Raw genomic sequence first — 14,963 nt, forward strand, 5'->3', positions numbered from 1 at the left:
CACTTCCTGGCGAGTGTCAATTCGACACGCCGTGCGGAGCTTGACTCCCACCGGATCTTCAGTCCCGGTTCGTGGCAACCTGTCTAGGTTACACGATCCGGAGTGACTGTCAAGTCGGCTTCTGCCTGGCTTTCGAGTTCGTTCCGGGTTGTGGCAACCTGTCTAGGTTACGCGATCCGGAGCGACTGTCAAGTCGGCGTGTCGCGCTGCCGGCTGCTGTTGCTGCCGACGTGCGCTCCGCACTTTCACCATTGAAGTGGATTGTCACCATACTCGCTGTCCGGCTCAGCACGCAAACTGCGCGGTGCCTTGCGGCGAGGAGGTGGTCCCTCTTGATCCGCTGGCCTCTCGGCTCTGCGTCTTTGGGGTGACAGGTAGAAACATTACAGGCAGGCAGCCCGTGGTGCGCAAAACGCCTGCATCCCGGGCGTGTCTCGCCGTCTTTCTGCGTAAAACGGCGACGGGGGCCCTCAGGCCCCCGTCGTGGTGTTCGCGTCGATCGCGGTGTCGACACCTGCGAGTGTCTTCTTGCCGCGTCGCAGGATCGCGAATCTGGTGTGCAGCAGTCGCCCCTCCAGGGTGGCCGCGGCGTCGTCGATGCGCTCGTTGTTGACGCTGACCCCGCCCTGCGCGATCGCGCGCCGGCCGTCCGAGAGCGTGTCGACCAGCCCTGTCTCCAGCAGCAGCTGCAGCACCGGCGCATCAGGGGTGGCGGTCGCGTGCTTGTCGAGCGAAGCCACCGCGGCAGCCAGCGTCGGCTCGTCGAGAGCACCGAGATCGCCCGATCCGAACAGTGCCTGCGAAGCATCGATCGCCTGCTGCGTCGCCTCGGGGCCGTGGATGAACGTCGTCGCCTGGATCGCCAGCTCGCGCTGCGCCTCGCGCCGGAACGGCGCATCGGCAGTCACCTGCGCCAGCTGCTCGATGCGGGACGAGGGCAGGAACGTGAACGACTTCAGCAGCTGCACCACGATCGCGTCGTCCTGGTTGAGCCAGAACTGGTACATCGCATACGGCGTCGTGAGCTTCGGATCGAGCCAGACAGCATTGCCCTCGCTCTTGCCGAACTTCTTCCCGTCGGCGTCGGTGATGAGGGGCGAGCCGAACGCGTGCGCGTGCGCGCCCTCCGCCTTGCGGATCAGCTCGGTGCCGGCGGTGAGGTTGCCCCACTGATCGCTGCCGCCGAGCTGCATCGTGCATCCGTAGCGCAGGTAGAGCTCCCGGAAGTCGAGCCCTTGCAGCACCTGGTAGCTGAACTCGGCGTAGGAGATGCCCTCGTCGGATTCCATGCGCGAGGCGACGGCGTCCTTCTTCAGCATCGTGCCGACGCGGAAGTGCTTGCCGATCTCGCGGAGGAAGTCGACGGTCGACATCGGCGCCGTCCAGTCGAGGTTGTTCACGAGCCGCACCGCGTTGTCGCCCTCGGCGGAGAGGAAGCGCATCGTCTGCTCGCCCAGGTAGGTGACCCACTCGGCGACGGTCTCTCGCTCGTTCAGCTGGCGCTCGCTCGTCGGCTTCGGGTCGCCGATCAGCCCGGTCGAACCGCCGACGAGCGCGAGCGGCCGGTGCCCCGCGAGCTGCAGGCGCCGCATGATGATCAGCTGTGCCAGGTTGCCGAGGTGCAGGCTCGGCGCGCTCGGGTCGAAGCCGCAGTAGAAGGTGATCGGCTCGCCCGCGAGGGCCTCAGCGAGTGCCTCGGGATCGGTGGAGACATGCACGCTGCCGCGATACTGCAGCTCGTCCCAGACACTGTCGAATGCTGGGTCGAGTTGGATGGCGGCGGGTTCGATCACTCGACAAATCTACCCGAGCCGCTCGAGCCGCTCGTCCAGCGCGCGGCGCTGCGCCGCGACCGCCGTGCCGGCCGTGCCACCGATGCCGGAGCGAGAGGCGATCGCGCCGTCGACGGTGAGCACCTCGCGCACCTCCGGGGTCAGGTGCTCGGAGATCGAGCGATAGTCCTCGTCGCTCGCCTCATCGAGCTCGATGCCGCGCTGCTCGCACAGCCGCACGAGCTCGCCCGAGATCTCGTGCGCATCGCGGAACGGCACGCGGCGGCGCACGAGCCACTCGGCCACGTCGGTCGCGAGCGCGTAGCCGGCCGCCGCACCCGCGCGCATCCGCGCCTCGTCGAAGTCGAGCGTCGCCACCATCCCCGCGAAGGCGGGCAGCAGCACCTGCAGCTGATCGACCGCGTCGAAGACCGGCTCCTTGTCCTCCTGCAGATCGCGGTTGTAGGCGAGCGGCAGGGCCTTCAGCGTCGCCAGGAGCCCCACGTGGTCGCCGATCAGTCGGCCCGCCTTGCCGCGCGCCAGCTCCGCGATGTCGGGATTCTTCTTCTGCGGCATGATCGAGGAGCCGGTCGAGAAGCCGTCGTGCAGCTTGGCGAAGCCGACGTCGCGGGTCGACCAGAAGATGACCTCTTCGGCGAGGCGCGAGAGGTCGATGGCCGTCATGGTCAGCACGAAGGTCAGCTCTGCCACGACATCGCGCGCCGCCGTGGCGTCGATCGAGTTGGGGCTGGGCGTCGCGAGGCCGAGCTCGCGCGCGACGAGCGCGGGATCGAGCCCGAGGGTGGAGCCGGCCAGTGCCCCCGCGCCGTAGGGCGACTCCCCCGCGCGCAGCCGCCAGTCGGCGAGCCGCTCGAGGTCGCGCAGCAGCGGCCACGCGTGCGCGAGCAGGTGGTGCGAGAGCAGCACCGGCTGCGCGTGCTGCAGGTGCGTGCGTCCCGGCATCGGTGCGTCGGGGTGCGCGTCGGCCTGCATCCGCAGCGCCTCGATGACGGCGCGGATGCCGCGAGCGACCTCCTCGGTCTCCTCGAGCATCCACACCCGCACGAGCGTCGCGATCTGGTCGTTGCGCGAGCGGCCGGCGCGCAGGCGGCCGCCCAGGTCGGGCCCGGCGATCTCGATGAGCCCGCGCTCGAGCGCACCGTGCACATCCTCGTCGGACTCCGCCGCGGCGAAGGCGCCGGTGCGCACCCGCTCGCTCAGCTCGTCGAGCGCGCTGCGCATGGCTGCCAGCTGCTCGTCGTCGAGCAGGCCGGCGGCGTGCAGCGCGGTCGCGTGGGCCTTGGAGCCGCGGATGTCGAGCTGCGCGAGCCGCCAGTCGAAGTGCGTCGACTTCGAGAGCCTCGCCATCTCGGGGCTCGGCCCCGAGGCGAAGCGGCCGCCCCACAGCGACCCCTCGTTGGTGCCGTGCGAGCCCTCGGTGGCGCCGCGGCCGGGCTGACCCTGCTCGGCGCTCATGCGTCTGCCTGCTCGAGGAGCCATGCGAGCAGCGCCTTCTGCGCGTGCAGGCGGTTCTCCGCCTCGTCCCAGATGATCGACTGCGGGCCATCGATGACATCCGCCGCCACCTCGAATCCGCGATCCGCCGGCAGGCAGTGCATGAAGGCCGCGTCGGGCTTGGCCTGATCCATGAGCGCCTGATCGACCTTGAAGTCGCCGAAGGTGGCGACCCGCTCGGCCTTCTCGTCCTCCTTGCCCATCGAGACCCAGGTGTCGGTGACCACCACGTCGGCATCCGCGACGGCCTCGGATGCGCTGCTCACGACCACGGCGCTGCCGCCGGTCTCGGCCGCGATCCGCTGGGCGTCGGCGACGACGTCGGGCTCGGGCGAGTGCTCGGCGGGCGAGCCGACGCGCACGTGCATGCCCGCGGTCGCGCAGGCGAGCAGGTAGGACTGCCCCATGTTCGAGCGGCCGTCGCCGACGAAGGCGACCGTGAGCCCGGCGAGCTCGCCCTTGTGCTCCTGGATCGTCAGCAGATCGGCGAGCAGCTGGCACGGGTGGAAGTCGTCCGAGAGCGCGTTCACGACCGGCACCGTCGTGGTCGCCGCCATCTCCTCGAGGCCCGCCTGCGCATAGGTGCGCCAGACGATGGCCGCGACCTGGCGCTCGAGCACGCGGGCGGTGTCGGCCGCCGTCTCCTTGCCGCCCAGCTGGCTCGAGGCCGTCGAGATGATGAGCGGCGAACCACCCATGTCGGAGATGCCGACGTGGAACGAGACCCGCGTGCGGGTCGACGACTTGTCGAAGATGACCGCGACCGTCTGCGGGCCCTCGAGCGGGCGCTCGGCCCAGCGATCCCGCTTCATGCGCACGGCTCGCTCGAGCACCTCGCGCTGCTCGGCGGGGCTCAGGTCGTCGTCGCGGAGGAAGTGGCGCGTCATGCGTGCTCCTTGTCGGAGATCGGGGTCTGTGGCAGTGCGGTGCTATCTGGGGATGCGATGTCGGGAGCCGCGGTGTCGGATGCCCGCACCACCTCGGTGCCGGAGCCGGCGGTCGTGAAGATCTCGGCGAGGATCGAGTGCGGCGCGCGGCCGTCGATGATCGCCGCCTTCGGCACGCCAGCGCGCACGGCGGTGAGGCACGCCTGCATCTTCGGGATCATCCCCGACTCCAGGCTCGGCAGCAGCGCCTCGAGCTCGACGTCGGTGATCTCGCTGATGAGCGAGCCCCGGTCGGGCCAGTCGCGGTAGAGCCCCTCGACGTCGGTGAGGATGACGAGCTTCTGCGCGCCCAGCGCCGCCGCGAGCGCTGCGGCGGCGGCGTCGGCGTTCACGTTGAGCGACTCCCCCGGCGCGTCCCCGTCGGGCGCGATCGAGGAGACGACCGGGATGAGCCCCGCGTCGAGCAGCCGCTGCACGGGCGTCGGATCGACGGCGACGACGTCGCCGACCTGGCCGAGGTCGATGTCCTCGCCGTCCACCACGGTGCCGCGTCGGCGACCCGTGAAGAGCCCCGCGTCCTCGCCGGAGAGCGTCGCCGCGAGCGGTCCGTGCCGGTTGATGAGCGAGACGAGCGTGCGCGCCACCTGGCCCGTGAGCACCATCCGCACGACATCCATGGCCGCACGGCTGGTCACGCGGTAGCCACCGCGGAACTCGCTCTCGATCCCGTGGATGCGCAGCGCCTCGCTGATCTGCGGGCCACCGCCGTGCACCACCACGGGCGAGATGCCCACGTGGCGGAGGTACACCATGTCCTCGGCGAAGGCGCGCTGCAGCTCGTCGCTGACCATGGCGTTGCCGCCGTACTTCACGACCATCGTCGCGCCGCGGAATCGCTCGAGCCACGGCAGTGACTCGATGAGCGTCTCGGCCTTGTGGGCGACGTCCCCTGCTCTAGCTCGCATAGGCCGAGTTCTCGTGCACGTAGTCGTGGGTGAGGTCGTTGGTGCGGATGCTGGCGGTCGCCTCTCCCGCGAAAAGGTCGATGCCGATATGGGTCGCGCGCGGCGTCAGATCCACCTCGTCGCGGGGCCGATCGGGCGTGCCGGCGTGACACATGCGCACACCGTTGAAGGTGACGTCGACGACGTACGGGTCGAAGGCCGCATCGGTGGTGCCCATCGCGGCCAGCACGCGCCCCCAGTTCGGGTCGTTGCCGAAGATCGCCGCCTTGAACAGGTTGGAGCGGGCGACCGAGCGGGCAACCGTCACGGCGTCGTCCTCGGTGGCGGCGGAGCGCACCTCGATGGTGATGTCGTGGCTCGCGCCCTCGGCGTCGAGCTGCAGCTGCTGCGCGAGGTCGTCGCACACGGCCGCCACCGTGGCGGTGAGCTCGGCCTCGTCGGCCGCGGTGCCGGAGGCGCCGGAGGCGAGCAGCAGCACGGTGTCGTTCGTCGACATGCAGCCGTCGGAGTCGAGGCGGTCGAAGGTGACGCGCGTCGCCGCGCGCAGCGCGCGATCGAGCACGTCGGGCTCGGCGACTGCGTCGGTGGTGATGACGACGAGCATGGTCGCAAGGCCCGGCGCGAGCATGCCGGCGCCCTTCGCCATGCCGCCGACCGTGAATCCGGCGCCAGTGGCGACCGCCTGCTTCGGCACCGAATCGGTGGTCATGATCGCCTGGGCCGCGCGCAGACCCGCCGCCTCGTCGTCGGCGAGCGCCGCCGCGGCCGCGTCGACCCCCGCCAGCACGCCCTGGCGGAACGTCTCGTCACCGATGCCGATCAGCCCGGTCGAGCAGACCTGCACGTCGATGGCGCCGATCGCCAACCGCTCGGCGACGCGCTCCGCGGTCTGGTGCGTGGTCTGGAAGCCGAAGGATCCGGTGAAGCAGTTGGCGCCGCCGGAGTTGAGGATCACCGCGCGAGCGCTGCCGGACCGCAGCGCCTGCTCGCTCCACAGCACGGGGTTCGCCTTGGCGCGGTTGGCCGTGAAGACGCCCGCGGCGGCCGAGAGCGGGCCGTCGTTGACGACCAGCGCCACGTCGAGGGCGCCGGTCGACTTCAACCCGGCTGCGACGCCTGCGGCGCGGAATCCGGCGGCAGCGGTCACGCTCACGGCGCGACTCCGTCGATGGAGAGCCCGAGATCCTCGTTGAAGCCGAGTGCGATGTTCGCCGACTGGATCGCCGCGCCGGCGGTGCCCTTGCCGAGGTTGTCGATCGCGGCGATCACCACGACGCGGCCGGCGGCCTCGTCCAGGCCGATGCCCAGGTGCACCGAGTTCGATCCCACGACATCCGCCGTGCGCGGGTAGTGGCCCGCATCCGTGACGTGGATGAACGTCTCGTCGCCGTAGGCGGTCAGCCATGCGGAGCGCACCTGCTCGGCCGTGGCATCGCCGACGAGCGGCGCGGTCACGGTCGCGAGGATGCCGCGCGCCATCGGCACGAGCACGGGGGTGAACGAGTGGCGGATGTCGCCGCCGCCGGCGGCTCGCAGGTTCTGCGCGATCTCCGGCAGGTGGCGGTGCGTGCCGCCGACCCCGTAGGGCGTGGCCGATCCGGTGAGCTCGGCAGCCAGCAGGTGGGTCTTCGCGGCGCGACCGGCGCCGGACGATCCGACAGCGAGCACCGAGGTGATCTCGGTGGTGTCGACGATGCCGGCGGCGACGCCGGGCGCGAGCGCGAGGGTGACGGCCGTGGCGTTGCAGCCGGGCACCGCGATTCGCCGCGCGGCTCGGAGCTCACGGCGCTGGCGTCCACCATCGGCCAGGATCAGCTCCGGCATGCCGTAGGGCCAGGTGCCCGAGTGCTCGGAGCCGTAGAAGGCCTGCCACTGATCGGCGCTCTCCAGCCGGTGGTCGGCGCCCGCATCGACCACGAGCGTCGACTCCGGCAGCCGGGCAGCGAGCGCGCCGGAGTGCCCGTGCGGCAGCGCGAGGAAGACGACGTCGTGGCCTGCGAGGACCTCCGGCGTGGTCTCCTGGAAGGTCAGGGAGGCGAGGGATCGCAGGTTGGGGTGCACGGAGACGAGGGGCTGCCCGGCATTGGAGTGCGCGGTGACCGTGCGCACCTCCAGCTCGGGGTGCTGCGCGAGCAGCCGCAGCAGCTCGCCACCTGCGTATCCGCTCGCGCCTGCGACGGCGACGGAGAGGCTCATGCTCTCCAGGCTACTGGGCTGTCGATCCCTGCATGTGCCGCAGCGGCTCTGCCACGAACCGCACCTCCACTGCCGCATGCACCTCGATCACGCCCGCCTCGAACGAGATGGCGGGCGCGGCGCCGGGTGCACCGGCGAGCGCCATCGCCTCCATGCGGACGCCGCGCGCGAGCGGAACCGGGGGTGTCGTGCCGGGCTCCTGGATGCTGTCGACCACCGGCGCGCCCAGGGCCGCGGCCGCCGCGTAGTCCGCGGCGCGCTCGACCGCATCGGCGACCGCGCGCGTTCGGGCGGCGCGAGCGCGATCGCGCTCGGTCTGCTCCGACAGCGACCACTGGATGCCGCCCACCTCGTGCACGTCGTGCATCCCGACCCGGCCGATCCACATGCCGAGCGCCTCGAAGTCGATGAAGCGCACGGTCACGGAGGCGGAGGCGGTGTAGACGGATCGGCGGGGCTCGCCCTCGCCCACCCATTCCTGGCTGTGCGAGATGCCGACGCGGTCGGCCTGCCAGGACTCGGCCGCACCGGCGTCGACGTGCGAGGTCGCCTCCGCCACCAGGCGCTCGTGCGCGTCGGCCACCACCCGCATTGCGGCTTCGGCGCTCGAGGCGCCCCAGCGCGAGTGCACCGTGACCGTGGCGCGCTCTGCGCTCGCGCGCTCGACCGCCTCGCCGCAGACCGTGATCTCCACCATGCTGCGGATGCTACCCCGGCCGGCTGGCGCGGGCCTACTCGCGCAGCCGGGCGCCGAACCGCTCGGTCGCGACGGCGAGCCCGGCGAGCTTCGCCTCCGAGGCCTCGGCCGCCGTGAGCGTCCTGTCGGTCGCGCGGAAGCGCAGCGCGAAGGTGAGCGACTTCTCGCCCTCCGTCAGCCCGGCACCGCGGTAGTCGTCGACGAGCACGATGTGCTCCAGCAGCACACCCGCGCCCTCGCGCACGGCCCGGCGCACGTCGGCGGCGGGCACGTCGACCGGCACGACCGTGGAGAGATCCTGCGTCGCCGCCGGCACCGGAGCGATCACTCGCGTCTCGAGCGTGACTCGGGCGCGCGCGATGAGTGCGCTGAGGTCCAGCTCGGCGACCGCGACCACGCGGGGCAGGTCGGTCGCTGCGGCGATCGCCGGCAGCAGTTCGCCGGCGACGCCGACGACCGCATCTCCGACCAGCAGCTCGGCGGCCCGGCCAGGGTGCAGCCAGTCGCGCTGCGCCTGCCGCACGTCGAGCTCCAGCCCGAGCGTGCGGGCGACGCGCTCGGCGGCCTCGATCGCGTCGGCGATGCCATAGCGCTCCGCGGCGCGACCCGGCTGCTTGCCGACGCGCTCCCCGACCAGCAGCACACCCGCGTGGTCCGGCTGCTCGGGCAGGCGGTCGAGGCTCTCGAGCACGTCGTCGGCGGGACGCGCCTCGGCGGTCGGCAGCGCATCCGTGCCCTGGCCGTCGACGGCGTGGAAGACGCGGCCGAGCTCGAACATCGCGAGATCCGTCAGCCCACGGCCGAGGTTGCGGTGGGCGGTGTCGAGCATCGCCGGCACCAGCGCGGTGCGCAGCCAGGGGCGCTCGCCATCGAGCGGGTTCTCGAGCCGCAGCGGCTCCTCTCCCGTCATGCGCGCCTGCGCCTCGGTGACGAACGGCGCGACCAGCACCTCGGTCAGGCCGGCTGCGGCGAGACCATTGGCCACGCTGCGGCGCAGGCGCTGGGCGCGTGTGAAGCCGCGGCCAGGAGGGGCGACCGGCAGCGCCGAGGGGATGCGGTCGAAGCCGACGATGCGCGCGACCTCCTCCACCAGGCTCTCCCGGTCGACGATGTCGGGCCGCCATGTGGGTGGCGTCACCGTCCAGGCATCCGGCGCCTCGTCGATGACGGCGCCGATCGAGACGAGCGCGTCGCGCGCCTCGTCGGTCGTGTAGTCGGCGCCCGTGAGCGTGCTCCAGAAGCCGACCGGGATAGCGATGGGCTGCATCTCGGGCACGCCGCCGACCTCTGCGCCCAGCTCGGTGTCGATGGTGCCGCCGGCCAGCTCGACCAGCAGTTGCGCCACGCGTGCGGCTGCGGCGTCCGCGACGGCCGGGTCGACGCCGCGCTCGAAGCGCTTCGATGCCTCGGAGATCAGCCGGTGCCTGCGGGAGGCGCGACCGATCGACACGGCGTCGAACGTGGCGGCCTCGATGAGCACCTCGGTGGTCGAGGCATCCATCTCGGTCTCGGCGCCGCCCATGACGCCAGCGATGCCGATGGCGCCGCGGTCGTCGGTGATGAGCAGATCCTCCGGGTGCAGCGCACGATCGACGTCGTCGAGCGTCGTGAGGCGCTCGTCAGGGTGCGCACGCCGGACGGTGATGCCGCCCTGCAGCTTGCCGAGGTCGTAGGCGTGCGTCGGCTGACCGAGCTCGAGCATCACGTAGTTGGTGATGTCGACGCCGATCGAGACCGAGCGCATGCCCGCCAGCCGCAGGCGCGAGACCATCCACGCCGGAGTCTGGCGCGACTGGTCGATGCCGCGCACGATGCGTGCGATGAAGCGCGAGCAGCCGATGCGGCCGCGGATCGGCGCCTCGTCCGCGATCGCGAGCGGGAAGCCGGTGGGCGTGCCGACGTCGACCGCGGCTCGCGCGGTCGCGGCCGGGTCGGTGAAGGGCGCCCCGACGGAGGAGGCGAGCTCGCGGGCCACGCCGCGGATCGAGAGCGCGTAGCCGCGGTCGGGCGTGACGTTGATCTCGACCGCCTGGTCGTCCAGGCCCAGGATCCGCAGCGCGTCCTCGCCCACCTCGCCGGGGATGCCGAGCTCGTCGAGCCGCATGATGCCGTCGTGGTCATCGCCGAGGCCGAGCTCGCGCTCGGAGGCGATCATGCCGTCGGAGACGTGGCCGTAGGTCTTGCGCGCGGCGATCTCGAAGCCGCCCGGCAGCGCGGACCCCGGCAGCGTCACGACGACCCGGTCGCCGACGACGAAGTTGAGCGCGCCGCACACGATGCCGCGCACGCCACCGTTGGCCTCGCCGACGTCGACCTGCGCGTAGCGGATGGTCTTGCCGTTCTTCTGCGGCTCCGAGGCGATTTCGAGCACCCGGCCGACGACGATCGGACCGCGCAGCTCGCCGCCGTGCACCATCTCCTCCTCGAAGCCGACGCGCACGAGCTGCGCGTGCAGCCAGTCGGCGGTGTCCTCCTTGGGGAGGTCGACGTGCTCTGCGAGCCATGACAGCGGAATCCGCATCAGATCACCATCCCGAACTGCTCCGTGAAGCGCACATCGCCCTCGATCATGTCGCGCATGTCGTCGAGCTGGTAGCGGAACTGCAGCGTGCGCTCGATGCCCATGCCGAACGCGAAGCCGGAGTAGACGTCCGGGTCGATCCCTGCTGCGCGCAGCACATTGGGGTTGACCATGCCGCAGCCGCCCCACTCGACCCAGCGCGGGCCGCCGCGCATGCCGGGGTGCCAGACATCCATCTCGGCGCTCGGCTCGGTGAAGGGGAAGTAGTTGGGGCGCAGGCGGATTTTCGCCTCGTCGCCGAACATCACGCGGGCGAGGTGCTCGAGCGTGCCGCGCAGGTTCGCCATGGTGATGCCCTTGTCGACCGCCAGTCCCTCGATCTGGGTGAAGACCGGCAGGTGCGTGGCGTCGATGTCGTCAGTGCGGTAGACGCGGCCGGGGGCGACGATGTAGATCGGGAGGTCGCGCGTGAGCATCGACCGCATCTGCACGGGGCTGGTCTGCGTGCGCAGCACCATGTGCCGGTCGGCGGGCGCGATGTAGAAGGTGTCGGATTCGCCGCGCGCTGGGTGGTCGGGGTCGACGTTCAGCGCGTCGAAGTTGTACCACTCGTGCTCGAGCTCGGGACCCTCGGCGACCTCCCACCCCATGCCGACGAAGACGTCGCTCATCTCATCGATGAGCATGGTGAGCGGGTGCCTGCCACCGGCCGTGCGGATGCGCGGCAGTGCGGTCACGTCGACGCGCTCGGCCTCGAGCTGCGCGCGCTCCTCCGCCTCGGCGAGCTCGCGCTGGCGCGCGGCGATCGCTTCTGCGACCCGGCCGCGGCCCGCGCCGATCAGCTGGCCCGCGGCTTTGCGATCCTCGGGTGGGACGTCGCGCAGCCCGCCGTTCAGGGCGGCGAGCTCGCTCCCCTGCCCGTTGTGCGCGGCCTTCGCGGCCTGCAGCTCAGACGTGGTCGTGGCGGCATCGATGGCGGCGAGCGCCGCGGCTACCGCGGCGTCGACGCGCGCGCCGAGGTCAGCGTTCTCGTCGGGGTGTGGCACCCGACGATCCTACCGAGCCCTCAGCGACGACCGAACCCGCCGCCCCCGCCTTCATTGCCGGTGAGTCCGTCGACGCCGCGCTGCGTCAGCAGCAGCTGCGTGTCGGTCACGTTGTCGTCATTCTTCGGCTTCTGCTCGCCCTTCGCCTTCGGCGACGACTCGGTGCGTCGCTGCACGAAGTACGCGACCCACGACATGAGCATGCAGATCGCGATGTAGATCGCGCCGACGACGATGGCCGCCTGGATGATCGGGCGGTCGAGCTGCGCCTGGCTGCCGATGAGCTTCGCCGTGTACAGCAGCTCCTCGAATGTGATGATGAAGCCGAGCGCGGTGTCCTTCAGCGTCACCACGAGCTGCGAGATGATCACCGGCATCATCGCGCGGATCGCCTGCGGCAGCAGGATGAGGCGCATGACCCCGGCCTTCCGCAGCCCTACCGCGTACCCGGCTTCGCCCTGCCCGCGAGGCAGTGACTCCACACCGGCGCGGATGACCTCGGCGAGCACCGAGCCGTTGTACGCGATGAGCGCGATGACGACCGCTTCGAAGGGTGAGAAGCGCACCCCGATCGAGGGCATCGCGTAGTACAGCAGCATCATGAACACGAGCACGGGGACCGCGCGCAGCAGCTCGGTGATCCACGCGACCGGCACGCTCACCCAGGCGTGATCGCTGAGCCGGCCGATGGCGAGCACGAGGCCGAGCGCGATCGCGCCGATCGCAGCCAGCGCGAACGCCGTCAGGGTGTTGAGCAGGCCTTCGCCGATCAACCGCCAGATGGCGGCGTAGCCGAACGCTTCCCACTTGGACGCCTCGAACTGGCCGGTCGCCGCCATGCGCCACAGCAGCAGCGCGAACAGGCCGACGATCACCACGATCGTGACGGCACCGAACGTCTTGTTGCGAGCGACGGCGCGCGGTCCGGGGACGTCGTACAGGACTGAGGCCTGGCTCATCGTGCGACCCTCCACTTGTTCTCGAGCGTTCGCTGCAGCCAGGAGAGGAAGGCGACCAGCACCACGAAGGCGATGGCGACCCAGAGCAGGACGAACATGGCGTTCTCGCCTCGCTCTGAGAGGTTGTTCCGGATCGAGCCGAGGTTCAGCACCGAGAAGCCGGCGGCGACCGTGGTGTTCTTCAGGAGCGCGATGAGCACGCTCATCATCGGCGGGATGACGGCACGGCCGGCCTGCGGCAGCACGACGAGGGTCATCACCTGGCCGAACGGGAGGCCGATCGCGCGAGCCGCTTCGGCCTGGCCGACGGGCACGGTGTTGATGCCGGAGCGCAGCGTCTCTGCCACGTAGGTGGCGGTGTAGATGCCCAGCGCGAGCACCGCGAGCACCATGAAGTCCATGCGTGAGCCCGCGAGCACCGGCACGCCGAGCGCGAAGAAGAAGAACAGCAGCGTCAGCGGCGTGTTGCGGATGAGGTTGACGTAGGCGGTGCCGACCGCCCGCGCGATCGGAATCGGAGAGACGCGCATGGCGCCCACGATGAACCCCAGCACCAGCGCGATCGCGCCGCCGCCGAAGAACAGCACGAGGGTGCCGACGAGGGCCTGACCCCAGAGGTCGAGGTTGTCGAAGATGGTGGCGAACACGCATGTCTCCTTCCGTCACGCGAGGCGGCGGGCGTCAAGCCCGCCGCCTCGCGACGGATCGTGGCAATCGATCAGTAGCGGTCGACCTCGGGCTGCGTGCCCTCGACGCCGGAGTCACCCAGGTTGTTGTCGTAGATGGCCTGCCAGATGTCGGGGTTCTCCTCGAGCAGCGTGTTGATGTGCTCGCGGAGCGCGTCATCGCCCTTCGGGATGCCGATGCCGTAGCGCTCCTCGGTGAAGGGCTCACCCACGACCATCAGCTCGTCCGGGTTCTGCGCGGCGTAGCCGATCAGGATCGCCTGGTCGGTCGTGACGGCATCCACCTGGTCGTTGATGAGCGCCTCGACGCACTGCGAGTACGTGTCGAACTCGGTGGTCTCGACATCCGGGTAGTTGTCGCGGATGTTCTGGATCGGCGTCGAGCCGGTAGCAGAGCACACGTTCACGCCCGCGACGAGGTCTTCCTCGGAAGCGATGTCGGAGTCGGACGCGACCAGCAGGCCCTGGCCTGTGATGAAGTACGGACCGGCGAAGTCGATCTGCTCCTTGCGTCCGTCGGTGATCGAGTAGGTGCCGACGTAGTAGTCGATGTCGCCGTTCACGAGCGCCTGCTCGCGGTTGGCCGAGGGGATCGACTGGAACTCGATCGCGTCCTCGTCGAAGCCGAGCGATGCCGCGACCCAGCGCGCGATGTCGACGTCGAAGCCGCTGCGCGTGTCGGTGGTGGCGTCGAGGAAGCCGAGGTTGGGCTGGTCCTCCTTGACGCCGATGCGGACGGTGCCGGCATCGCTCATCGCGTCGAACGTGGGCGAGCCCTCGAGCTGCACGTCCGATGCGACCTCGAACGGCTGGTCGCCGGTCGCGCCATCGCCGCCCTCGGCACAGCCGACGAGCGCGACGGCCGCGGCGGCGCTGAGTGCGACCGCCGCTGAGAGTCGTGTCCTACGCATGGTGTCTCCTTTATGTGGTGAGTGATGCCAGCTCAGTGGGTGATGAGCTTGGAGAGGAAGTCCTTGGCCCGGCTGCTCCGCGGGTTCGTGAAGAACTCCTCCGGGGTCGCCTCTTCGACGATCTCGCCCTCGGCCATGAAGACCACCCGGTCGGCGGCCTTGCGTGCGAAGCCCATCTCGTGGGTCACGACGACCATCGTCATGCCCTCCTTGGCGAGGCCGACCATGACGTCGAGCACCTCGTTGATCATCTCCGGGTCGAGCGCGCTCGTGGGCTCGTCGAAGAGCATGACCTTGGGCTTCATCGCCAGGGCGCGCGCGATCGCGACGCGCTGCTGCTGGCCGCCGGAGAGCTGCGCGGGCAGCTTCGACTCCTGCTGGGCGACACCGACGCGCTCGAGCAGCGCGTGCGCCTCCTTGACGGCTTCCGCCTTCTTCAGGCCGCGCACCTTGATGGGGCCGAGCGTGACGTTCTCGAGGATCGACTTGTGGGCGAAGAGATTGAACGACTGGAACACCATGCCGACGTCGGCGCGCAGGGCAGCCAGGCCCTTGCCCTCCTTGGGCAGCTCCTTGCCGTCGATCGAGATGGAGCCGGAGCTGATGGTCTCGAGCCGGTTGATCGCGCGGCAGAGCGTCGACTTGCCAGAGCCGGAGGGGCCGATGACGACCACCACCTCGCCCTTGCCGACGGTGAGGTTGATGTTCTTCAGCGCTTGGAACTCGCCATAGTGCTTGTCCACATTGACGATCTCGACGAGGGGCTGCATGTCGACATACAACCATGCGCCCGCCGACTGATCGGCGG

13 protein-coding genes are annotated in these 14,963 nt (G+C 70.5%); all 13 read right to left on the reverse strand.

The features are described from left to right. Positions 1-470: 470 nt before the first annotated feature. Positions 471-1,793, reverse strand: coding sequence for a tyrosine--tRNA ligase (gene tyrS, locus ABG090_RS08335; RefSeq protein ID WP_347754021.1), 1,323 nt, complete (start codon positions 1,791-1,793; stop codon positions 471-473). 9 nt (positions 1,794-1,802) lie between these two features. Then, the gene (gene argH, locus ABG090_RS08340) at positions 1,803-3,248 is read right to left on the reverse strand and encodes an argininosuccinate lyase (RefSeq protein ID WP_347754022.1); all 1,446 of its coding nucleotides are present in this window, start codon (positions 3,246-3,248) and stop codon (positions 1,803-1,805) included. Next, positions 3,245-4,174, reverse strand: coding sequence for an ornithine carbamoyltransferase (gene argF / locus ABG090_RS08345; protein ID WP_347754023.1), 930 nt, complete (start codon positions 4,172-4,174; stop codon positions 3,245-3,247). The genes argH and argF overlap by 4 nt, the downstream gene beginning before the upstream one ends. Next, complete coding sequence (argB, locus tag ABG090_RS08350) at positions 4,171-5,139, reverse strand: acetylglutamate kinase (protein ID WP_347754024.1); 969 nt, start codon at positions 5,137-5,139, stop codon at positions 4,171-4,173. The genes argF and argB overlap by 4 nt, the downstream gene beginning before the upstream one ends. Continuing rightward, on the reverse strand, positions 5,129-6,292 hold the full coding sequence (gene argJ / locus ABG090_RS08355) for a bifunctional glutamate N-acetyltransferase/amino-acid acetyltransferase ArgJ (protein ID WP_347754025.1): 1,164 nt from the start codon (positions 6,290-6,292) through the stop codon (positions 5,129-5,131). The genes argB and argJ overlap by 11 nt, the downstream gene beginning before the upstream one ends. After that, positions 6,289-7,335 (reverse strand): N-acetyl-gamma-glutamyl-phosphate reductase, encoded by a 1,047-nt coding sequence (gene argC, locus ABG090_RS08360; protein WP_347754026.1) that lies wholly within the window; start codon positions 7,333-7,335, stop codon positions 6,289-6,291. The genes argJ and argC overlap by 4 nt, the downstream gene beginning before the upstream one ends. Positions 7,336-7,345: 10 nt before the next feature. Further along, positions 7,346-8,032: an SIMPL domain-containing protein gene (locus tag ABG090_RS08365; RefSeq protein ID WP_347754027.1), complete on the reverse strand. Its 687-nt coding sequence runs from the start codon at positions 8,030-8,032 to the stop codon at positions 7,346-7,348. A 34-nt stretch (positions 8,033-8,066) separates the two neighbouring features. After that, complete coding sequence (pheT, locus tag ABG090_RS08370; protein WP_347754028.1) at positions 8,067-10,553, reverse strand: phenylalanine--tRNA ligase subunit beta; 2,487 nt, start codon at positions 10,551-10,553, stop codon at positions 8,067-8,069. Then, positions 10,553-11,599 (reverse strand): phenylalanine--tRNA ligase subunit alpha, encoded by a 1,047-nt coding sequence (gene pheS / locus ABG090_RS08375; protein WP_347754029.1) that lies wholly within the window; start codon positions 11,597-11,599, stop codon positions 10,553-10,555. Before pheS ends, pheT begins: the two co-directional genes overlap by 1 nt. Positions 11,600-11,619: 20 nt before the next feature. Next, positions 11,620-12,558, reverse strand: a complete 939-nt coding sequence (locus ABG090_RS08380; RefSeq protein WP_347754030.1) for an amino acid ABC transporter permease — start codon at positions 12,556-12,558, stop codon at positions 11,620-11,622. Continuing rightward, complete coding sequence (locus tag ABG090_RS08385; RefSeq protein WP_347754031.1) at positions 12,555-13,205, reverse strand: amino acid ABC transporter permease; 651 nt, start codon at positions 13,203-13,205, stop codon at positions 12,555-12,557. Before ABG090_RS08385 ends, ABG090_RS08380 begins: the two co-directional genes overlap by 4 nt. 71 nt (positions 13,206-13,276) lie before the next feature. Continuing rightward, on the reverse strand, positions 13,277-14,155 hold the full coding sequence (locus ABG090_RS08390; RefSeq protein ID WP_347754032.1) for a glutamate ABC transporter substrate-binding protein: 879 nt from the start codon (positions 14,153-14,155) through the stop codon (positions 13,277-13,279). A gap of 32 nt (positions 14,156-14,187) precedes the next feature. Further along, entirely contained in the window at positions 14,188-14,925 is a 738-nt protein-coding gene (locus ABG090_RS08395; RefSeq protein WP_347754033.1) for an amino acid ABC transporter ATP-binding protein, read from the reverse strand. Positions 14,926-14,963 lie beyond the last annotated feature (38 nt).

The organism is Agrococcus sp. ProA11, assembly GCF_039880525.1.
Taxonomy (GTDB): Bacteria; Actinomycetota; Actinomycetes; order Actinomycetales; family Microbacteriaceae; genus Agrococcus; species Agrococcus chionoecetis.